Annotated in this window: 14 protein-coding genes, 1 tRNA gene and 1 pseudogene; 4 read left to right on the top strand and 12 right to left on the bottom strand. The window is 73.8% G+C overall.

Annotated features, from left to right (window positions below; genetic code table 11):
* Positions 1-15: 15 nt before the first annotated feature.
* From ACFXAM_RS22315 to rsmI, 5 genes are all read right to left on the bottom strand, one after another.
* Positions 16-639, bottom strand: a complete 624-nt coding sequence (locus ACFXAM_RS22315) for a Uma2 family endonuclease (RefSeq protein WP_380293857.1) — start codon at positions 637-639, stop codon at positions 16-18.
* Positions 640-713: 74 nt separating this feature from the next.
* Positions 714-1,592: a TatD family hydrolase gene (locus tag ACFXAM_RS22310; RefSeq protein ID WP_380293855.1), complete on the bottom strand. Its 879-nt coding sequence runs from the start codon at positions 1,590-1,592 to the stop codon at positions 714-716.
* A 117-nt stretch (positions 1,593-1,709) separates the two neighbouring features.
* A complete protein-coding gene (gene metG, locus ACFXAM_RS22305; RefSeq protein WP_380293853.1) occupies positions 1,710-3,329 on the bottom strand; it encodes a methionine--tRNA ligase in 1,620 nt (539 codons plus the stop codon).
* Between the two features lie 109 nt (positions 3,330-3,438).
* A complete protein-coding gene (locus tag ACFXAM_RS22300; protein ID WP_380293851.1) occupies positions 3,439-3,894 on the bottom strand; it encodes a hypothetical protein in 456 nt (151 codons plus the stop codon).
* A gap of 279 nt (positions 3,895-4,173) precedes the next feature.
* Complete coding sequence (gene rsmI / locus ACFXAM_RS22295; protein WP_380293849.1) at positions 4,174-5,055, bottom strand: 16S rRNA (cytidine(1402)-2'-O)-methyltransferase; 882 nt, start codon at positions 5,053-5,055, stop codon at positions 4,174-4,176.
* Between the two features lie 106 nt (positions 5,056-5,161).
* On the opposite strand from rsmI, the gene ACFXAM_RS22290 reads away from it, so the two are divergent.
* Positions 5,162-7,057, top strand: coding sequence for a dolichyl-phosphate-mannose--protein mannosyltransferase (locus tag ACFXAM_RS22290; protein WP_380293847.1), 1,896 nt, complete (start codon positions 5,162-5,164; stop codon positions 7,055-7,057).
* Between the two features lie 216 nt (positions 7,058-7,273).
* On the top strand, positions 7,274-9,043 hold the full coding sequence (locus tag ACFXAM_RS22285) for a penicillin-binding transpeptidase domain-containing protein (protein WP_380293845.1): 1,770 nt from the start codon (positions 7,274-7,276) through the stop codon (positions 9,041-9,043).
* 31 nt (positions 9,044-9,074) lie between these two features.
* Here ACFXAM_RS22285 and ACFXAM_RS22280 read toward each other — a convergent pair whose 3' ends face one another.
* From ACFXAM_RS22280 to ACFXAM_RS22260, 5 genes are all read right to left on the bottom strand, one after another.
* Positions 9,075-10,520, bottom strand: a complete 1,446-nt coding sequence (locus tag ACFXAM_RS22280; protein ID WP_380293843.1) for a glycosyltransferase 87 family protein — start codon at positions 10,518-10,520, stop codon at positions 9,075-9,077.
* Between the two features lie 124 nt (positions 10,521-10,644).
* On the bottom strand, positions 10,645-12,132 hold the full coding sequence (locus tag ACFXAM_RS22275; RefSeq protein ID WP_380293841.1) for an amino acid permease: 1,488 nt from the start codon (positions 12,130-12,132) through the stop codon (positions 10,645-10,647).
* Between the two features lie 248 nt (positions 12,133-12,380).
* Complete coding sequence (locus tag ACFXAM_RS22270; protein ID WP_380293879.1) at positions 12,381-13,841, bottom strand: penicillin-binding transpeptidase domain-containing protein; 1,461 nt, start codon at positions 13,839-13,841, stop codon at positions 12,381-12,383.
* A gap of 77 nt (positions 13,842-13,918) precedes the next feature.
* Positions 13,919-15,256, bottom strand: coding sequence for an FtsW/RodA/SpoVE family cell cycle protein (locus tag ACFXAM_RS22265; RefSeq protein WP_380293839.1), 1,338 nt, complete (start codon positions 15,254-15,256; stop codon positions 13,919-13,921).
* A 174-nt stretch (positions 15,257-15,430) separates the two neighbouring features.
* Positions 15,431-15,940: a DUF1269 domain-containing protein gene (locus tag ACFXAM_RS22260; RefSeq protein ID WP_380293837.1), complete on the bottom strand. Its 510-nt coding sequence runs from the start codon at positions 15,938-15,940 to the stop codon at positions 15,431-15,433.
* 288 nt (positions 15,941-16,228) lie between these two features.
* Here ACFXAM_RS22260 and ACFXAM_RS22255 point away from each other — a divergent pair, with 288 nt between their 5' ends.
* Positions 16,229-17,554 carry a VWA domain-containing protein gene (locus ACFXAM_RS22255; RefSeq protein ID WP_380293835.1) on the top strand — a complete coding sequence of 442 codons (1,326 nt, stop codon included), beginning with the start codon at positions 16,229-16,231 and terminating at the stop codon, positions 17,552-17,554.
* Positions 17,555-17,556: 2 nt separating this feature from the next.
* Complete coding sequence (locus ACFXAM_RS22250) at positions 17,557-18,420, top strand: peptidase (RefSeq protein WP_380293833.1); 864 nt, start codon at positions 17,557-17,559, stop codon at positions 18,418-18,420.
* Between the two features lie 188 nt (positions 18,421-18,608).
* Here ACFXAM_RS22250 and ACFXAM_RS22245 read toward each other — a convergent pair.
* Positions 18,609-18,682: transfer RNA gene (locus ACFXAM_RS22245), tRNA-Ala, on the bottom strand.
* A gap of 113 nt (positions 18,683-18,795) precedes the next feature.
* Positions 18,796-19,216 (bottom strand): annotated as a pseudogene (locus ACFXAM_RS22240) (hypothetical protein); the annotation flags it as partial.

The following is a 19,216-nucleotide window of genomic DNA, read 5'->3' as shown; positions in this document are numbered from 1 at the left end:
GGGCGCGCGGCCCCCTCACAGCTCGACGACCGCCGCGAGGTCGATCTCCACGGGGTAGGGGACGGCCGTCCGCAGCACGCCCTCGTGCTGGGCGACCGGCAGGTAGACGCCCTTCTCCTCGTCCCGGTGGAACTCGTGGACGATCGGGAGGTCGTCGACGCCCCGCTCGACCCGCCAGTAGTACGGGATGCCCTTGTCGGCGTACTGCCCGGGCTTGCGGAAGCGGTCGTTGGCCCGGGTCCCGTGCGAGACGACCTCCACGGTGAGGACCACGGCCTCGGGCGGGAGGCACTCCAGCTCGAAGACGTCGATGCCGGTCTTGTCGAACACCACGACGTCCGGCTTGGTGGTGTTGTCCTCGTCCAGCAGTACGCAGCGCTCGACGTTCGCCGCGTAAGGCGCGACCCGCGCGTTGAACAGGGCCATGAAGAGCCGGTCCCGCACCTGGTCGTGCCACTGATTCGTCTGCCCCCGGACCACGATGACTCCGTCCACAAGATCCCAATCGAACGGCAGGTCGAGGTTCTTGACCTGCTCGTACGTCCGCAGCTGGGACAGCGGGTGCGACGAGTCGTGATGATCCTCGACGGGTCCGTCGATCGGCATGGCGGTCATGGCCACCTCCCTCACTGCACTCATGCTAGCCAGCCTAGGGAGCCGTCACGAGTGCCGAATCGTTCCTCCGGAACCCGACATCCGTTCGACCGGATCAGTCAGTACCCGAACGCCCGGGCCGTGTTCTCCGCGACGGCGCCGGCCAGCTCGTCCTCGGACAGGCCCAGGGTGTCCGCCATCGAGCGCACCGTGACCGGGATCAGGTAGGGGGCGTTGGGGCGGCCTCGGTAGGGGTGCGGGGTGAGGAAGGGGGCGTCGGTCTCGACCAGGACCCGGTCGAGCGGGGTGACCGCCAGGGCGTCGCGCAGCGGCTGGTTGGCCTTGAAGGTGACCGGGCCGGCGAAGGAGAGGTACCAGCCGTGCTCGGCGCAGACCTTGGCCATCCCGGCGTCGCCGGAGTAGCAGTGGAAGACGGTCCGCTCGGGGGCGCCCTCCTCCAGCAGGACGGCGATGACGTCCTCGTGGGCGTCCCGGTCGTGGATCACCAGGGCCTTGCCGTGCCGCTTGGCCATCGCGATGTGGCGGCGGAACGACTCCTTCTGGATCTCCACGCCCTCCGGCCCGGTGCGGAAGTAGTCGAGGCCGGTCTCGCCGACGGCGCGGACCTGCGGCAGCGCCGCGAGCGCGTCGATCTCGGCGAGCGCCGCGTCCAGCGCGGCCTGACCGCCGGGCTCCCGCCGCTGCCCGGACCAGCCGTCGGGGTCGCCGAGGAAGATCCGCGGCGCCTCGTTGGGATGCAGGGCGACGGCGGCGTGCACCTGCTCGAACCGGGCCGCCAGGTCGGCGGCCCAGCGCGAGCCCGGCACGTCGCAGCCGACCTGGACGACGGTGGTCACCCCGACCGAGGCGGCCTTGGCCAGGCCCTCCTCGGGCGTGCCGGACTGCATGTCCAGATGGGTGTGCGAGTCGGCGACCGCCACCGCCAGCGGGGCGGGCAGCGGCGGCGGGGTGGACCGGTCGTCGTCCTTCTTCGGCATCAGTCGTCCTTCTCCGGCGTTCTGTCGTCCCGCCACGGTGTTCGGTCGTCCCGCCGCGGCGTTCGGTCGTCCCGCCACGGTGTTCGCGCCCCGGGGCGGGGGCGTCCTGCTCCGGCCTCAGGCGGCCGGCTTCTCCTCCAGGCGGGGGAAGAGGATCTCGCCCTTGGTGACGGTGGCACCGGCGGGCAGCCGGCCCCACTGCGCGGCCTCGGCGACGGTCTGCGCGGCCAGCGGGCCCAGACCCGCCTCGGCGCCGAGCGAGACCCAGAGCTTCTCGGCGGTGCTCGGCATCACCGGGTTGAGCAGCACGGCGGTGGCCCGCAGCGACTCGGCGGCGGTGTAGAGGATGGTCGCCAGCCGGTCCCGGCCCTCGGCCGAGTCGTCCTTGGCGACCTTCCACGGCTCCTGCTCGGTGAGGTAGCCGTTGACCTGCTTGACGAAGTCGAAGACGGCCGCGATGCCGCCCGCGAAGTCCAGCTCCTCGCCGATCTTGCGGTCGGCGGTCCCGACCGCCGCCGCGAGGCCCTCCGCGACGGCCCGCTCGGCCTCGCCAGGCGCCGCCGCGGCCGGCAGCGCGCCGTCGAAGTACTTGCCGACCATGGCCGCCACCCGGGAGGCGAGGTTGCCGAAGTCGTTGGCCAGCTCGGAGGTGTACCGGGCGGTGAAGTCCTCCCAGGAGAACGAGCCGTCGGTGCCGAACGGGATCGCCCGCAGGAAGTAGTAGCGGTACGCGTCCACGCCGAAGTGCGAGGTCAGGTCGGTGGGGGCGATGCCGGTCAGGTTGGACTTCGACATCTTCTCGCCGCCGACCATCAGCCAGCCGTTGGCGACGACCCGCTTCGGCAGCGGCAGGCCCGCGGCCATCAGCATCGCGGGCCAGATCACCGCGTGGAAGCGGAGGATGTCCTTGCCGACGAGGTGCACCGAGGCCGGCCACAGTTCGGCGAAGCGCTCCGGGTCGGCGCCGTAGCCGGCCGCGGTGATGTAGTTCTGCAGCGCGTCCACCCACACGTACAGGACGTGCTTCTCGTCCCAGGGCAGCGGGACGCCCCAGTTGAAGGTGGAGCGGGAGATGGAGAGGTCCTGCAGCCCCTGCTCGACGAAGCGCAGCACCTCGTTGCGGGCCGACTCGGGGGCGATGAAGCCGGGGTTGTCGGCGTAGAACTCCAGCAGCTTCGGGCCGTACGCGGAGAGCCGGAAGAAGTAGTTCTCCTCCTCCAGCCACTCGACCGGCTTCTTGTGGATCGGGCAGAGCTTCTCGCCCTCGGTGGCGCCGTCGAGCAGTTCGGCGGGGAGCTTGTACTCCTCGCAGCCGACGCAGTACGGGCCGGAGTAGCCGCCCTTGTAGATCTCGCCCTTGTCGTACAGGTCCTGGACGAACTCCTGCACCCGGGCGGTGTGCCGCTCCTGGGTGGTGCGGATGAAGTCGTCGTTGGCGATCTCCAGATGCTGCCAGAGCGGCTTCCAGGCCTCCTCGACCAGCTTGTCGCACCACTCCTGCGGGGTGACGCCGTTGGCCTCGGCGGTGCGCAGGATCTTCTGACCGTGCTCGTCGGTGCCGGTCAGGTACCAGACCTTCTCGCCGCGCTGGCGGTGCCAGCGGGTCAGCACGTCGCCCGCCACGGTGGTGTACGCGTGGCCGAGGTGGGGACGATCGTTGACGTAGTAGATCGGGGTGGTGACGTAGTACGCGGGGGTGGTGCCCCCGGTGGTGCTGTGCTCTGCAGTGGCCGCCATGGTCCGCAAGCTTAGTCGGGCCCGCGCACGGCCCCGGACGGCCGGGCGCGGGACGGCGGCCCGGGGGCCGCCCGGACCGCCGTCCCGGCCCGCCGCCGGATCCCGGACCTCAGCCCCGCATCCGCGCCCAGAACCGCGCCCAGCGCCCGCCCGCCGGGGCGGTCCGCGCCGGACCGGCCGTCCCCGCGGCCCGCCCGCCGGCCGGCTCGGCGTGCGCGGCGAACCCGGGGGCGTGCTGCCAGGGCTGGTCGGCGGCGCCCACCCGGCCCTCGCGCATGATCCGCACGGTGTGGCCGCCGCAGCCCGGGCAGGTCGGCTTCAGCAGCGGCGACGGCACCCGGACTCCGTTGGCGTGGTACTCGACGACCACGTGCCCGTCCCGGGCCACGTGGTGCTCGATGTCGTACGCCTGCTCCCAGCCGTACCCGCAGCTCAGGCACGCGAAGGAGTAGGCCTCCCGGACGGTCTCGACGGGAGTGTGCGTCCGACCGCTCGGGCCGGTGCCGCTCGGGCCGGGGTCGCTCAGGGCGTTGCCACCGCGGGGGCTACCGATCGTCTCGCTCATAGCCGTCTCCCAGCGCCCGCCGGGCGCTCGCCCGGCTGGGTCTTTCCATCCCAGGAAATGCCCGGAACACCCCGGGGGATGCCCGTCTTGTGAAGACTTGGAGGCAGGTTGGGAATCCCTATACGAAAGGGTGGGTCCTGTCCGGGAACCTCGACCGAAGCTTCAGCTCGACGGGTGTTTGACCCGGGGCCTTCTCTCCACGGTACGCGCCCGCGAGCCGAGCGGCACATCGTCGGCGAACGGTACGTACCCGCAGCTCAGCGGCTTGTCGCGGGCACTTCAGGACGGTTCGCCGGCCGCCCGGCCGGGGCCGGCCGCGGCCGCGTTCTTGGCCGCGACGACCGCGTCGAACACCTCCCGCTTGGGCAACGACAGTTCGGACGCGACCGCCGCGATCGCCTCCTTGCGGCGCTCCCCGGCCTCCTCCCGGACGGCCACCAGCCGGGCCAGCTCGGCCGGCGTCAGCTCCTGCGGCGCGGCCGGCGGCGCGCCCGCCACGACCACGGTGATCTCGCCCTTGACGCCCTCGGCCGCCCAGGCCGCCAGTTCGCCGAGCGGTCCGCGCCGGACCTCCTCGTAGGTCTTGGTCAGCTCGCGGCAGACGGCGGCGGGCCGCTCGGGGCCGAACGCCTCCGCCATCGCGGCCAGTGCCTCGGCGATCCGGTGCGGGGCCTCGAAGAAGACCATGGTGCGCGGCTCGGCGGCGATCGAGGCCAGCTGCCGGGAGCGGTCGCCGCTCTTGCGCGGCAGGAAGCCCTCGAAGGTGAACCGGTCCACCGGCAGCCCGGACAGCGCCAGCGCGGTCAGCACCGCGGACGGGCCGGGCACCGCCGTCACCTTGATCCCGGCGGCGACCGCGGCGGCCACCAGCCGGTAGCCGGGGTCGGAGACCGACGGCATCCCGGCGTCGGTCACCAGCAGCACCCGGGCGCCGCCGAGCAGCGCCTCGACCAGTTCGGGGGTGCGCCCGACCTCGTTGCCCTCGAAGTAGGAGAGCACCCGCCCGGCCGGGGTCACCCCGAGCGCCTGGGTGAGCCGGCGCAGCCGCCGGGTGTCCTCCGCCGCGATGACGTCCGCGGTGGCCAGCTCGGTGAGCAGCCGGGGCGGGGCGTCCGCGACGTCGCCGATGGGGGTTCCTGCCAGTACCAGTACTCCTGTCACGGGCCCCATCCTTCCAGCAACCGGCCGCCGGGCGCTTTTGGTGACGATTCGGGCACCTTCGGAGGGACCCTCCGCAGGCTCACGATGCGCCCCTACGATGTGGCGGATGAACGGCGACACGGCGGCGCAGACGCCCACTGGTACAGACCACACCGCGCGGGGTGACGTCGGCGTGCCGGTCCTGACGGACCAGCCGTCACCCGCCCTGCCCGGCCCCCGCGACCCGGACGGCGGCGGCGGGCCCGACGGACCCGATGCCGGGCCCGGCGAGCCCCGCGAGCCCGACGACGGCTCCATACCCCCGCCGCGCCCCGCCTGGCTGCGCGGTCTGACCCGCTTCGGCTACGCGCCGGCACCGGCCGCGACCCTGGCCGAGCGCCTGGTCCCGCCGATGCCGGACGGCCCGGGCGTCACCCCGAAGCGGGTGCCGCCCTCCCCGCTGCTGCTCCGGCTGGGCCTGTCCCTGCCGGAGCCGCTGTGGTCCTGGCTGGTCCGCTGGTCCGGCTGGCTCGGCCCGCTCGCGGTGGCGCTGTTCGCCGGGGTCCTGCGGTTCGGCGGCCTCGGCTCGCCGAACGCGATCATCTTCGACGAGACGTACTACGCCAAGGACGCCTACGCGCTCTGGCACGGCGGCTACGAGATCAGCTGGCCGGACGGCGCCAACGAGCAGATCATGGCCGGCGGGCCGGTCCCGTACCGGAACAACCCCTCGTACGTGGTGCACCCGCCGGTCGGCAAGTGGATCATCGGCGCCGGGATCCAGCTGTTCGGGATGAACCCCTTCGGCTGGCGCTTCGCGGTGGCGCTGCTCGGCACCCTCTCGGTGCTGATGGTGGCCCGGATCGCCCGGCGGCTGTTCCGCTCGACCCTGCTGGGCTGCGTGGCGGGCCTGCTGCTCGCGGTGGACGGCCTGCACTTCGTGATGAGCCGGTCCGCGCTGCTGGACCTGGTGGTGATGTTCTGGATCCTCGCCGCCTTCGGCTGCCTGCTGCTGGACCGCGACCACACCCGGGCCCGGATCGCCGCCCGTCTCGCGGCGCACGGCGACGGCGGGCCGGACCCGGTCCTCGCCCGCCGGATGAACCTGGGCTGGCGCCCGTACCGGATCGCGGCCGGCGTCTGCGTCGGCCTGACCTGCGCGACCAAGTGGAGCGGCCTGTACGTGGCGGCCGCCTTCGGTCTGCTGACCGTGCTGTGGGACGTGGGCTCGCGCCGGCTGGCCGGTGCCGACCGCCCCTACCTCTGGACGCTGGCCCGGGACGCGGTGCCCGCCTTCGTCTCGATCGTGGTGACCTCGGTGGTCGTCTACATCACCTCCTGGTGGGGCTGGTTCGCCAGCAGCAACGTGCCGAACCAGGGCGGCTACGGCCGCGACTGGGCGGTCGGCCGCTCCACCGACTACCCGTGGATCCCGGAGGGCCTGCGCTCGCTCTGGCACTACCACTCGACGGTCTACGACTTCCACACCCACCTGAGCGACCCGCACACCTACCAGTCCAACCCGTGGAGCTGGCTGGTGCTCGGCCGGCCGGTCTCCTTCTTCTACGAGTCCCCGAAGCAGGGGACGGCCGGCTGCACGGTGAACGAGTGCGCCCGCGAGGTGCTGGGCATCGGCACCCCGCTGCTCTGGTGGACCGGCGTGATCGCCCTGGTCTACTGCCTGTGGCGGTGGGCGGCCCGGCGCGACTGGCGGGCCGGCGCGGTGCTCTGCGGTCTGGCCGCCGGCTACCTGCCCTGGTTCGCCTACCAGCAGCGGACGATCTTCCTCTTCTACGCGGTCTGCTTCGTGCCGTTCCTGGTGCTCGCCGTGACCATGCTGGTGGGCGCCGTCCTCGGACCCCCCGGGGCCTCCCGGGACCGGCGGATCATCGGCGCCGCGGCGGGCGGGCTGATCGTCCTGCTGATCATGTGGAACTTCCTCTTCTTCCACCCCCTGTACACCGGCGAGACGATCCCGATGGAGGACTGGCGCCGGCGGATGTGGTTCGGCACCTGGATCTGACGGCCGCGCCGCCGCCCCGGCCACCGGGGCGGCGCACGGGCCGCTGCCAGGGGCGGCGCACTGTACCGGAGTGGTGTGCGGCACGTACCAGAACCGTCACAACAACCGGTCCCTTCGTCGGTGCACGGAGCCCGGCTGCCTAGGCTGGGCTCCGAACGCGCATCCGGCCTCCCTCCGGCTGCGGCCCGATCGCCTGACCCTTGGGGGAACATCACCATGCGCAATGGCGCGAAGACCGGCCTCATCACCGGCGTGGCCGTCGCCATGCTCGCCGCCGGCGGCTACGGGGCGTACAGCCTCGTCGGCGGCTCGGACGACAAGGGCGAGGCACCCGCCAAGAAGCAGCGCACGGTGGTCGCCGAGCCCCCGACCGCCGAGCAGGCCGCCGCCGGGCTGAAGGACTTCCTGGACGCCTGGGCGGCCGGCGACCTCGCCAAGGCGGCGGCGCTGACCGACGACCCGACCGCCGCGACCGCCGCGCTGACCGCGTTCCAGGACCAGGTGAAGCCGAGCGGGCTGACCCTGGCGCCGGCCGGCCCGGCCACCGCGGCGGCCTTCGCCTCGGCGACCGGCACCCCCTCCCCCGCCAAGAGCACCGCCCCCGCCACCACCCCGGCCGCCCCGGGCGACGCCACCGCCACCGACCCCGCAGCCGCGGCCACGCCGGCCGCCCCGACCGGGACGCTGATGACCTTCAAGGCCCGCGCCGAGTTCGAGGGCACCAGCCGGGTCTGGGACTACAACGGCTTCCTCGGCGTCGTGAAGATGAGCGACAACACCCCGGCCGTGCACTGGGCCCCGTCGGTGATCCACCCGCACCTGGCGGCGGGCGAGACGATCTCCGTGCAGCCGCTGCCCCCGCTGGCGGGCAACGTGGTGGACCGCAACAACAAGCCGCTGAACAGCCCCTCGGTCACCCCGCTGATCGCCACCGCGCAGGCCAAGGTCGCCAAGCTGCTCGCGGACCAGAACAAGGACCAGAGCGACAACGGCACCGGTGTGGTGATCACCAACCCGGCCGACCAGAACGGCACTCCCGACCGGCTGTTCACCATCGTCGACCCCAAACCCCCGAAGCCGTTCAAGCTGACCCTCGACGCCACTCTGCAGGCCGCCGCCGAGAAGGCGATGACCGACCTGGGCGGCAAGAAGGGCTCGATCGTCGCCATCGAGCCGAGCACCGGCCAGGTCCTGGCCTTCGCCAACGCGCCGGTCACCGGTCTGAACCGGGCCTTCCAGGGCCAGCTCGCCCCGGGTTCCACGCTGAAGATCCTCACCTCCACCGCCCTGCTGGAGGCCGGGATCAACCCGGACACCCCGGTGCCCTGCCCGGTCCTGAGCAGCAACCCGAAGAAGATCCCGAACTCGTTCCCGGACCCGTTCCCGAACAACACGCTGCAGCAGGACTTCATGCAGTCCTGCAACACCGCCTTCATCGACCAGGGCCTGGCCAGCCTCAAGCCGGGCGCGCTGACCACCACCGCCAAGGACGTCTACGGCATCGGCCTGAACTGGCAGACCGGCCTGCCCAGCTTCGACGCCGTGGTGCCGGACGCCGGCACCAACAAGGACGAGCAGGCCATGCAGTCGATCGGCCAGGGCAAGGTCCAGATGAACCCGCTGGCCATCGCCTCGATCACGGCCACCGTGCAGAGCGGCAGCTTCAAGCAGCCGATCCTGGTCGCCGAGCTGCCGCAGCAGAAGGCTGCCCGGGACATGACCCCCGACGTCGCCGGCAAGCTGCGCCAGATGATGGCCGCCACCGCCACCGGCGGCACCGCCAAGGACGTGATGGCCGGCATCTCCGACAACGCGGGCGCCAAGACCGGCTCCGCCGAGGCCACCGGCATCGCCACCACCAACAGCTGGTTCACCGCCTACCGGGGCAACCTCGCGGTCGCCGCCGAGGTCGAGGGCGGCGGTCACGGCGTGGACGCCGCCGGTCCCGCCGTCGCCTCGATCATCAAGGCCGCCGGCAACCGCTGACGCTTCCCGGCACACCGGCCCCGGGCCCGTCCTACCGTCTCGTCGGCAGGGCGGGCCCGGGGTGCGTCAGCAGGCAGGACGGCGGCGCCGGGGGGCGGGCGCTCCACCGCCGGGCGGCCAGCCGGGGCCAGATCACCAGCACGGCCGGCAGCGCCAGGTACCCGAACCGCCCGGCCGGCGCCAGCATGAAGGCGATCGCCAGCCCGGCGGCCAGCAGGTCGGCGGCGGCGATCGCGGAGACCGGCGGGCGGGCCAGCAGCCAGACCGTCACCCCGAGCCCGCCGACCGTCAGCAGCACCAGTGAGGCGGTGTGCCCGGTGGGCCCGAACCCGGCCAGCACCTTGCCGGGCAGCGGGCTGCCGGCCGGCGTCTGCACCGCGGTCAGCCCGAGCGGGAAGCGCACCACCTGCTCGCGCAGTTCCTCGGTCCGCGCCAGGACGTACGGCACCAGGACGGCGGACGCCGCGCCGAGCGCGGTCAGTCCGGCCCGGGCGGCCGGGCGCCGCCCGTAGAGCCGCCAGAGCAGCAGCACGGCCACCGGCAGCGCCGGCCAGACCGTCCACTTCAGGGTCCCGGCCAGGGCCAGCACCAGCCCGGCGGCGATCGTCCGGTCCCGCTCGGCCAGCGCCATGGCCAGACAGCAGAGCCCGATCAGCGGCAGGTCCACCCCGCCGCCGACCAGTGCCAGCGCGACCAGCGGCGAGGCGGTGAGCACGGCCATCGGCAGCAGCGGCGCGCGGTCCCGGGTGGGACGCAGCAGCCGCCAGCTCGCCAGCAGACAGGCGACGAAGGCCAGCGCGAACCAGATCCGGGCGTCCCCGGCCAGCCGCGCCAGGACGCTGCCCTCGCCGAGGAGGGTGTGCGGCACCCCGAACAGCGACATCGCCGGCAGATACGGGTTGTAGTCGGTGACCACCACCGGGTGCGGCAGGTACGGGCTGCCGGTGCTGAACAGCAGGTGCGCGGAGCGCTCGACCACCATCACCTCGGACTGGTGGCGGCCTTGCAGCACCAGGACCACCAGCGGCACCAGCACCGCGCCCAGCAGGGCGGCCGCCGCCGCGGCCCGGGCGGCGAGGCGCCGTGGCAGGACCACGCAGAGCAGCCCGGCGAGCAGGTAGGCGGGGGCGGCGAGGGTGCCCCACAGCCGCTGGTTGGGCAGGTCGGAGACGAGCGGGAAGCCGGCCGCCCAGCCGGCGGCGACCAGGCAGCCGAGCAGCTGGACGCCGCGGTGCGCGGCGAGTCCGGCCGGATCCGGCCGGGTGCGCGGGGGCGGCGGGCCGTTCTCGCCCCGCTGGTGGGGGAACGGCCGGCGGGCCGGGTCGCCGCGCAGCCGGCCGCGCCGGGTGGCGGGAACGGCGGGAACGGAGGAGGGGGCGGGGGAGGGAACGGCCTGGGCTGGGGTCGTCGGGGTCGCGCCCCGGCCGGTGAAGCGGCCGCGCGGGCGGGAGTGGCCGGGCGTGCGGGTGCTCACCATGGTGGAAGGTTATGGCCGGGGGCGGTGCGCTGTCGCCATGTCGGCGCAAGCGGTGTGCACCGGTACGGACGGGGCCGCCCGGGGGTGCGGTCCCCCGGGCGGCCCCGTCGGCGGCGCACCGCGCTCAGCCGACCCTGCTGCCGGACTCGGCCTGCCGGTCGGCCCGCTCCAGCTTGGAGTGCTTGATGCTGTAGCCGAAGTACACCACCACCGCGAGCACCAGGGCGATCCCGCCGGCCGCGAAGGTGTCCGCGTGCAGGCCCTTGATCAGGTAGGCGCAGAAACCGACGCTGAGCACCGGGACGACCGGGTAACCCGGCACCTTGAAGCCGCGCGGCAGGTCGGGCTGGGTGCGGCGCAGCACGATCACACCGATCGACACCACCGAGAAGGCGATCAGGGTGCCCAGGCTGGTGATGTCGGCGAGCACCCGCAGCGGGACGAAGGCCGCCAGCGTGCCGACCCCGAGGCCGACCACGATGGTGTTCCAGACCGGGGTGCCGGAGCGCGGCGAGAGCTCGGCGAAGCGCTTGGGCAGCATGCCGTCGCGGCCCATCGAGTACAGGATGCGGGTCTGGCCGTAGATGACCACCAGGGTGATCGAGAAGATCGAGACGATCGCGCCGATCGCGAAGAGCAGGGCCGGCCAGCTCTGCCCGGTGATGTCCTGGAGGATCTGGGCCAGGCCCGCCTCCTGGCCCTTGAACTTCTGCCAGGGCTGGGCGCCGATGCCGGCCAGCGCCACCAGGATGTAGAGCAGGGTGACCACCACCAGCGAGATGATGATCGCCATCGGCAGGGTGCGCCGGGGGTTCTTGACCTCCTCGCCGGCCGTGGACACGGCGTCCAGGCCGATGAAGGAGAAGAAGATGCTGGAGGCGGCGACCTGCACGCCGCCGATGCCCAGCGGCATGAACGGGGTCAGGTTGCCGGACCGGAAGCCGGTCAGCGCGACGCAGACGAAGAGCAGCAGGATGAGCAGCTTCACGGCCACCATGGCCGCGTTGACCCGGACCGACTCGCTGACGCCGCGGATCAGCAGGAAGCAGACCATGGCGACCAGCAGCAGCGCCGGCAGGTTGAACCAGTGGGTGTCGTCGGGCGCGCCGGTGAGCGCCTCGGGCAGCTGGAAGCCGAAGGCCAGGTCGAAGAACTTGTTGAGGTACTCGGCCCAGCTGACCGCGATGGCGGACGCCGAGACGCCGTACTCCATCAGCAGGCAGATGCCGACGGCGAAGGCGACGCCCTCGCCGAGGGTGGCGTAGGCGTAGGAGTAGGACGACCCGGAGACGGGGATGGCGGAGGCCATCTCGGCGTAGCAGAGCGCGGTGAGGCCGGCGGTGACCGCGGCGATCACGAACGACAGGATGACGGCCGGACCGGCCGAGGGCACGGCGCTGGTCAGTACGAAGAAGATGCCGGTGCCGATGGTGGCACCGATGCCGATCGCGGACAGCTGCCAGAGCCCGATCGAACGGCGCAGGTGGATGCCGGAACGTCCGCCCTCCTCGGGCGCACCGGCGGGCAGGCCCTCACGGCCCTCGCTCTCGGCGATCAGGGTGATGACGGGCTTGCGCCTCAGCAGGCGGGCACCGAGCGTGTTGCTGGCCAAAACGGAGGGTCTTTCTGGGCAGGGGAGGGTTGGAGCGGCCGGTCACCCGACACACCGAAGGTGTCATCGGGGGACCAACCGAACAAAGATGGGCAGTACCCCGCGAAAACACCAGTGTCGCAAACGAACAGTCCCGCCGCGCGCATTGTACGAACCGTCGCACCAGCAGGCACAAACCGGACACTTCGCAGACGGCGGATCTTCCCCCGACCGGCTAGCACCGCGGTCCGGAGCGGCCGGTGCGGCGCTCACCCGGTCAGCACCGCCTGCATCACCGCGCGGGCGACCGGGGCCGCGAGCCCGCCGCCCGTCACCTCCGCCGCCCCGCCGTCCGCGATCACCACGGCGACCGCCACCGGCGGCACCGCGGCCGAGCCGGCCGGAGCCGCCCAGGCGATGAACCAGGCGTACGGCGTCCCGCTGTTGTCCACCCCGTGCTCGGCGGTGCCGGTCTTCCCGCCGACCACCGCGCCGGGGATCCGGGCGGCGCGCCCGGTGCCGTTCTCCACCGCGTCGGTCATCAGCCGCCGCACCTGCCCGGCGGTGCCCGGACCGACGGCCTGGCGGTACACGGCGGGCCGCATCAGCCGCACGGTGGTGCCGTCGCTCCTGGTCAGCCGGTCCACGAGCTGTGGGCGCATCACGGTGCCGCCGTTGGCCACCCCCGCGGCGACCATCGCCATCACCAGCGGGGTGGCGGCGGTCTCGTACTGGCCGATCGAGGAGAGCGCCAGCCGGGCCTCGTCCATCCGGGTGTCGAAGACGGACCGGGCCGCCCGCACCGGGGTGTCCAGCCGGGGCTCGTTGAAGCCGAACGCCTCCGCCGTCGCGACCATCCGCTCCAGGCCGACCCGCACCCCGAGGTAGCCGAGCACGCTGTTGCAGCTGAGCGTCATCGCGGTGTCCAGCGACTGGCCGGGCTCGTCGCAGGCCGGGGTGTCGTTGGGCAGCGGCGTACCGGTGCCCGGCAGCACGTAGGGGTACGGCGCGCCGGTCGGCGCCTCGATGTCGGTGACCACCCCGTTCTCCAGCGCCGCCGCCGCGGTGACCACCTTGAAGGCCGACCCGGGCGGGTAGGTCTGGCGCAGCGCCCGGTTGAGCATCGGCTGGTCGGGGTCGGTCTGCAGCCGGTTCCAGGCCACCTGGTCGCCGGCCGAGGCGCCGGCGAAGCTCCCGGGGTCGTAGGACGGGGTGGAGGCCAGTGCCAGGATCCGCCCGGTGGCCGGCTCGATGGCGGCGACCGCGCCCTTCCGGCCGCCGAGCCCGCGCACCGCCGCCTCCTGGGCGGCCCGGTCGATGGTGGTGTGGACGTCCCCGCCGGGGTTGCGCCGCCGGGCGACCGCGTCCCACACCGCCCAGCCCGACAGCCGGGGGTCGGTGCCGGAGAGCAGCGCGTCCTCGGTGCCCTCCAGCTGGCTGTTGCCGTAGGTCTGCGAGGAGTAGCCGGTGACCGCGGCGAACAGCGGCCCGTCGGTGTAGGTGCGCTTGAAGTCGAACCGCCCGCCGGTGGCCTCGGAGCCGGTGACGGTGCCGGCGCCCACCCGGATGCCGCCGCGCGGCTGCGCGTACCGCTCGATGACCAGCCGCTGGTTGGCGCTGTTGTGGTTGAGCTCCTCGGCCCGGAACACCTGCACCCGGGTGGCCTGGGCGCAGAGCGCCACGATCAGCAGCAGGCAGAAGGTGCCGGCCCGGCGCCCGGTGACGGCGATCCCCGGCAGCCCCTGCCGCCTCTGCCGCCCCGGGGCCCCGTCCCCCGGTCGCCCGCGCCCGCCCCCGCGCCGCCGGCTCACCCCGGCTCCCCGGAGGCGGGGACCGGCCGCCGGGCGGCGTCGCTCATCCGCACCAGCAGCGCCACGATGATCCAGTTGGTCACCACCGAGGAACCTCCCTGGGCGACGAACGGCAGGGTCATCCCGGTCAGCGGGATGAGGTCCAGCACCCCGCCCGCCACCACGAACACCTGGAGGCCGACCAGTGCCGCCAGCCCGATCGCCAGCAGCCGCCCGAACGGGTCGCGCAGCGCGATCCCGGTCCGGAAGCCGCGCGAGACCAGCAACGCGTACAGCAGGAGCACCGCGATCAGCCCGGTCAGCCCCAGTTCCTCGCCGATGGTCGCGAGGATGAAGTCGGACTTGGCGGCGAAGCCGATCAGCGCCGAGTGCCCGTTGCCCAGCCCGGCGCCCAGTTCGCCGCCCCAGGCGAAGGCGAACAGCGACTGGGCGATCTGGTTGGCGCCGTGCCCCTCGGCGATCGAGCCGAGCGGGTCCAGCCAGTCGGCGACCCGGCTGTGCACGTGCGGCGAGAGCCACCCCACGCCGACCGCCGCCACGGCGGCCAGGAACAGCCCGATGACGATCCAGCCGGTGCGCGCGGTGGCCACGTACAGCATCACCACGAAGAGGCCGAAGAAGAGCAGCGAGGTGCCGAGGTCGGTCTCCAGCACCAGCACCCCGACGAAGGCCGCCCAGATCACCAGGACCGGCGCCAGCACCCGCCCGGGCGGCAACCGGAACCGCCGCACCCGCCGCCCGGTGAGCGCCAGCGCGTCCCGGTGCACGGCCAGGTAGGCGGCGAAGAACACCGCCAGCAGGACCTTCGCGAACTCCCCCGGCTGGAGCGAGAACGGCCCGACGGTGATCCAGATCCGCGAGCCGTACACCGGGGGGAAGAAGACCGGCAGCACCAGCAGGACGAGGGCCGCCAGCGCCCCGACGTGGGCGTACCGCTGCAGCCGCTTGTGGTCCCGCAGCAGGAGCAGCACCAGGATGAACAGCCCCATCCCGAGGGCGGACCAGAGCAGTTGGGCGGGCGCCGCGTCGCCCGGGGTGGCCCGGTCCAGCCGGTGGATGACGACCAGTCCGACGCCGTTCAGCAGCAGCGCGATCGGTAACGGCAGCGGGTCCGCGTACGGCGCCTTCCAGCGGACCGTGCCGTGCGCCAGCAGCGCGAGCGCTCCGAGCGCGGCCCCGTACCGGCCCGCGTCGGCGGGCACCGTGCCGTCGACGGTCAGGCCCACCGCGGCGTAGCCGAGCACCGCGGTCAGCACGGCGGCCAGGACCAGCGCGAGTTCGGTGGTGCGCCGGGCCGGCACGGTCCGGCGCGATCGGCCGGCGGTTCCGGTCACGGCGGGGGGTGTCGCCACGGACCGTCCAGGAAGTCGGGGGCTGCGGGGCGTCGGGACGGGTGCCGGGGCGCCGGGGGGTCACCGGGGCGGACGGGCGCGGGCCCGTCCGCCCCGGTGTGAGCGGCTGTTCCGGCGGGATCCGGGGGTCGGGCGGATCGACGGGTCGCGGGCGGGTCAGGCGGAGGCCGGGGCCTGCGTCCGGGAGGCCTCGACGGTCGCCATCAGGTCGGCCTCGGCCTCGGCGGAGAGCGAGGTCTGGATGATCCGGCCGCCGTGACGGGCCAGCGCCGGGACGACCTTGTCCGCGGTGGCCTTGCGGACCAGCAGGAACACCGCGGCGGTGCCCGGCTGGAGGTGCTGCCCGACCTGGCGCATGAAGTCGTCGTCCACCCCGATGTCGGTGGTGGCGCCGACCGCGGCCCCGGCCGCCCCGCCAACCGCGGCACCGAGCAGCGGCATGAAGAACAGCAGGCCGATCACCCCGCCCCAGACGGCGCCCGAGGCCGCCCCGGCCCCGGTGGTGCTGACCTGCTGGTGCAGCTTGATCTTCCCGTCCTCGCGGCGCTCGACGACGACCGCGTCCTCCAGCTCGATCAGCCGCTGCTTCTGCAGGGCGACCGCTTCGTCGCGCACCACCCGGGCGGTGGCCAGATCCGGATAGGCGATCGCGAAGAGGTTGCTCACGGACGGGTCCTTCCCCTGAAGCGGACGTGTCTGCCGGGGTGGACGCCGGTGCGGCGCCCTCTCCCCGTTCGTCACCCTAACGAGCAAATCCCTATCAATCGACTTTTCACCCGGTGTGTCCCGCATTGCCCGACGCTCCGTCGGCGGCCGGCCGTGCGACCGGCGCACCCCGGCGCCTCCCCGCCCCGGATCACCCACCGGCGCCCGTGAGTTCGCGCCGGTGGTGATGCCCGTTCGCGCACCGCCGCACGTTGGCCACGGCGAACTGATGATCCCTAGGATCGGCGGGTGAATACCGGACTACGACGACCGAAGGCCAGGCTCGGCAGCCTGCTGGCCGCCCTGGCGATAGCGGGCGGGGCGCTGCTCAGCGGTCTGCCCGCCCATGCCGACGAACCATCAGCCGGCGCCGCCGGCAAGGAAGCCCCCCGGGTCGACCTCGTCCTGGACGTCAGCGGCTCCATGCGCGAGGCCGACATCCAGGGCAAGACCCGCATCTCGGTGGCCCAGCAGTCCCTGAACGACGTCATCGACGCCCTGCCGGCGGAGACCGAGTTCGGGATCCGCACACTGGGCGCCACCTACCCCGGCAACGACAAGGCCCAGGGCTGCCTGGACACCAAGCAGCTCTTCCCGGTCGGGAGGACCAACAAGACCGAGGCCAAGACCGCCGTCGCGACCCTGCGGCCGACCGGCTTCACCCCGATCGGCCTGGCGCTGCGCGGCGCCGCCGAGGACCTCGGCAAGGGCGAGACCACCCGCCGGGTGGTGCTGATCACCGACGGCGAGGACACCTGCACCCCGCCCGACCCCTGCGACGTGGCCCGTGAGCTGGCCTCCCAGGGCATCCACCTGGTGGTCGACACCCTCGGCCTGGCGCACGACGACAAGACCCGCCAGCAGCTGCTCTGCATCGCCAACGCCACCGGCGGCACCTACACCGACGTGCGCACCCAGGAGCAGCTCACCGAGAAGGTGAAGCAGCTGGTCGACCGCTCCAACGACACCTACGCGGTCACCCCGGTCAAGACCGCCGGCACCGACACGTGCGCGTCCGCGCCGGTCCTCGCCCCCGGCGTCTACAGCGACCGCGAGAAGTTCTCCGAGCACCGCGTCTACCGCGTCCCGGTGAAGTCCGGCCAGGAGCTGCGCGCCTCGGTCAGCGTCGCGCTGGACCGCGCGGTGGCCCGTGACTACGGCGTCCTGCTGCAGGCCACCAGCACCGCCGGCCAGGAGCTGGTCCGCGGCACCGACGCCGGCAGCGGCCGCACCGACGTCGTCTCCACCGGCCTGCGCTGGTCCCCCGCCGACTCCAAGGGCTACGCCACCGCCACCGCCACCGCGTCCGCCTCGCCGAGCGGCAAGCCGGAGACCACCGTCTGCCTGGTGGTCTCCAACTCGCTGGCCCCGCAGGCCGGCGTCGCGGCCGACCCCGGCCTGCCGCTGGAGCTGACGGTCGACCTGACCGCCGCCTCCCCCGCCCCCGACGGCCCGGCGATGGGCCTGGGCCGGGGCTGGATCCTGCTGCTCGTGCTCACCCTGGCCGGCCTGGTGACCGGCCTGCTGTTCGGCTGGATCGCGCGCTGGCGCATCGCTGTCTGGCAGGAGAACTGACCATGCGTACGTCCTTCCTCCGCACCGCCGCGGCCGCACTGGCCCTGTTGCCGGCGCTCGCCCTGACGGCCCCGGCCGCCACCGCCGCCTCCCCCTCGCCGAGCGCGAGCGGCAGCCCGGCCCCGGCGAACAAGGCCGGCACCTCGTTCCTGACCGCCGTCAACCTGGCCCCCGGCCAGGACGCCGCGGTCTCCGTCTCCACCGGCGACTACCTCTACTGGGCGTTCGGCGCCGCCGAGGGCCAGACCGCCCGGGTGGACCTGGCGATCACCCTCGCCCCGTCCGCCGACCGGCACGACGAGCCGCAGACCTGGAGCGTCGAGGTGTTCGACGGGCTGCGCCGCCGGCAGGCGTGCACCGACGGCGTCCAGACCGCGACCGCCGAGAGGGCCACCGGCTCGCTGGCGCTCAGCTGCACCCTGCGCGAGGTCCGCTCCTGGGCCGAGCCGTGGTCCGGCGACCCGCTGCCGGGCAGCTACTACGTCCGGCTCTCGGTCGCCGACGCCCCGCAGCCCGACCTCGGCCTGCCCGCCTCGGTGCGGCTCCACGTGGCCGCCAAGGGCGACGAGGACAACGCCCAGCCGGAGGGCGGCGAGCTGAAGGCCCCGCTGGTCCCGCCGGCCGGCGGCGGCGCCGCGACCGCCAAGGCGGCGGCCCCCGAGGAGCCCGAGGAGCACTGGTACACCGGCTGGAACAGCCGCTGGTTCTGGACCCTGGCCGGCGGTGCCCTGGCCGCCCTGGCCGGTGTCGCGGGCTACACCCTCACCCGGCACCCGCGCGGCCGCCGTCCGGCCCGCTACGGCGCGGTCCCGCCCCAGTCCGGCGCTCCCCAGCCCGGCCCGTACGCGGGCTCCGGCCAGCCCTGACCCGTCCGCTCCGCCGAGGGCCGGCCCGGAACCGTCCGGGCCGGCCCTCCGCCGTTCCCGCCCGTGATCCGCCTCACAGCCCCCCTCAAGGGCCCGCGCACCGCCCGGCCTGACCCCCCGTCGGCCGACGCACCCCCACAACGCAGAAGTCCCGCCCGAACAACCGATGGGGCGGGACTTCCGTTGGGTGGAGCTGAGGGGATTCGAACCCCTGACCCCCTCGATGCGAACGAGGTGCGCTACCGGACTGCGCCACAGCCCCAACGAGAAGAAACTCTAGCACCTTTCGGAGGGGGTCCGTGACCACCCTCCTGGTGGGGGCCGTGGGGGCGGCCCCGGGGAAGCGAAGAGGCCCCCGGGGAGGGGGCCTCGAAGCTACTCGTTGGCGGCGCGGGGCCGGGGTTCCGGAGCGGGCGGCTCGGCGTACTGGTCGAACAGCGGGGTCTTCCGGGACTCGGCCGGACGGCCGGCGGTCCAGGTGCCGGGGGCCGACAGGTCGAGCCCGCGGTTGACCCGGGGCGCCACCGGGGCGGTCACGTAGGTCGGCAGCGGTACGGGCACCGGCTCCCAGGAGTCCGGGCCGGCCGCGCCGCGCTCCCGCATGCCGTCGACCCACTCCTCGTGCTCGGTGGCTTCCGCCACGGCCGAGGCCGAGGCCGCCCCGGTCCCCTCGGAGGCCGCCCGGGCCGCGTCGGCCTCGGTGGCGAGCCGCAGGTGCGGGCGGCCGCGCCCGGCGGGCGCCTCCGCCGCCGGCTCGGCCGGGGCCGGGGCCTCCCCGGGGCCGGCGGCCTCCTCC

Origin of the sequence: Kitasatospora sp. NPDC059462 (assembly GCF_042749955.1) — a bacterium.
Lineage (GTDB): Bacteria > Actinomycetota > Actinomycetes > Streptomycetales > Streptomycetaceae > Kitasatospora.
The sequence above is the reverse complement of the archived record's forward strand: the minus strand, read 5'-3'. Positions and strand labels throughout refer to the sequence as shown.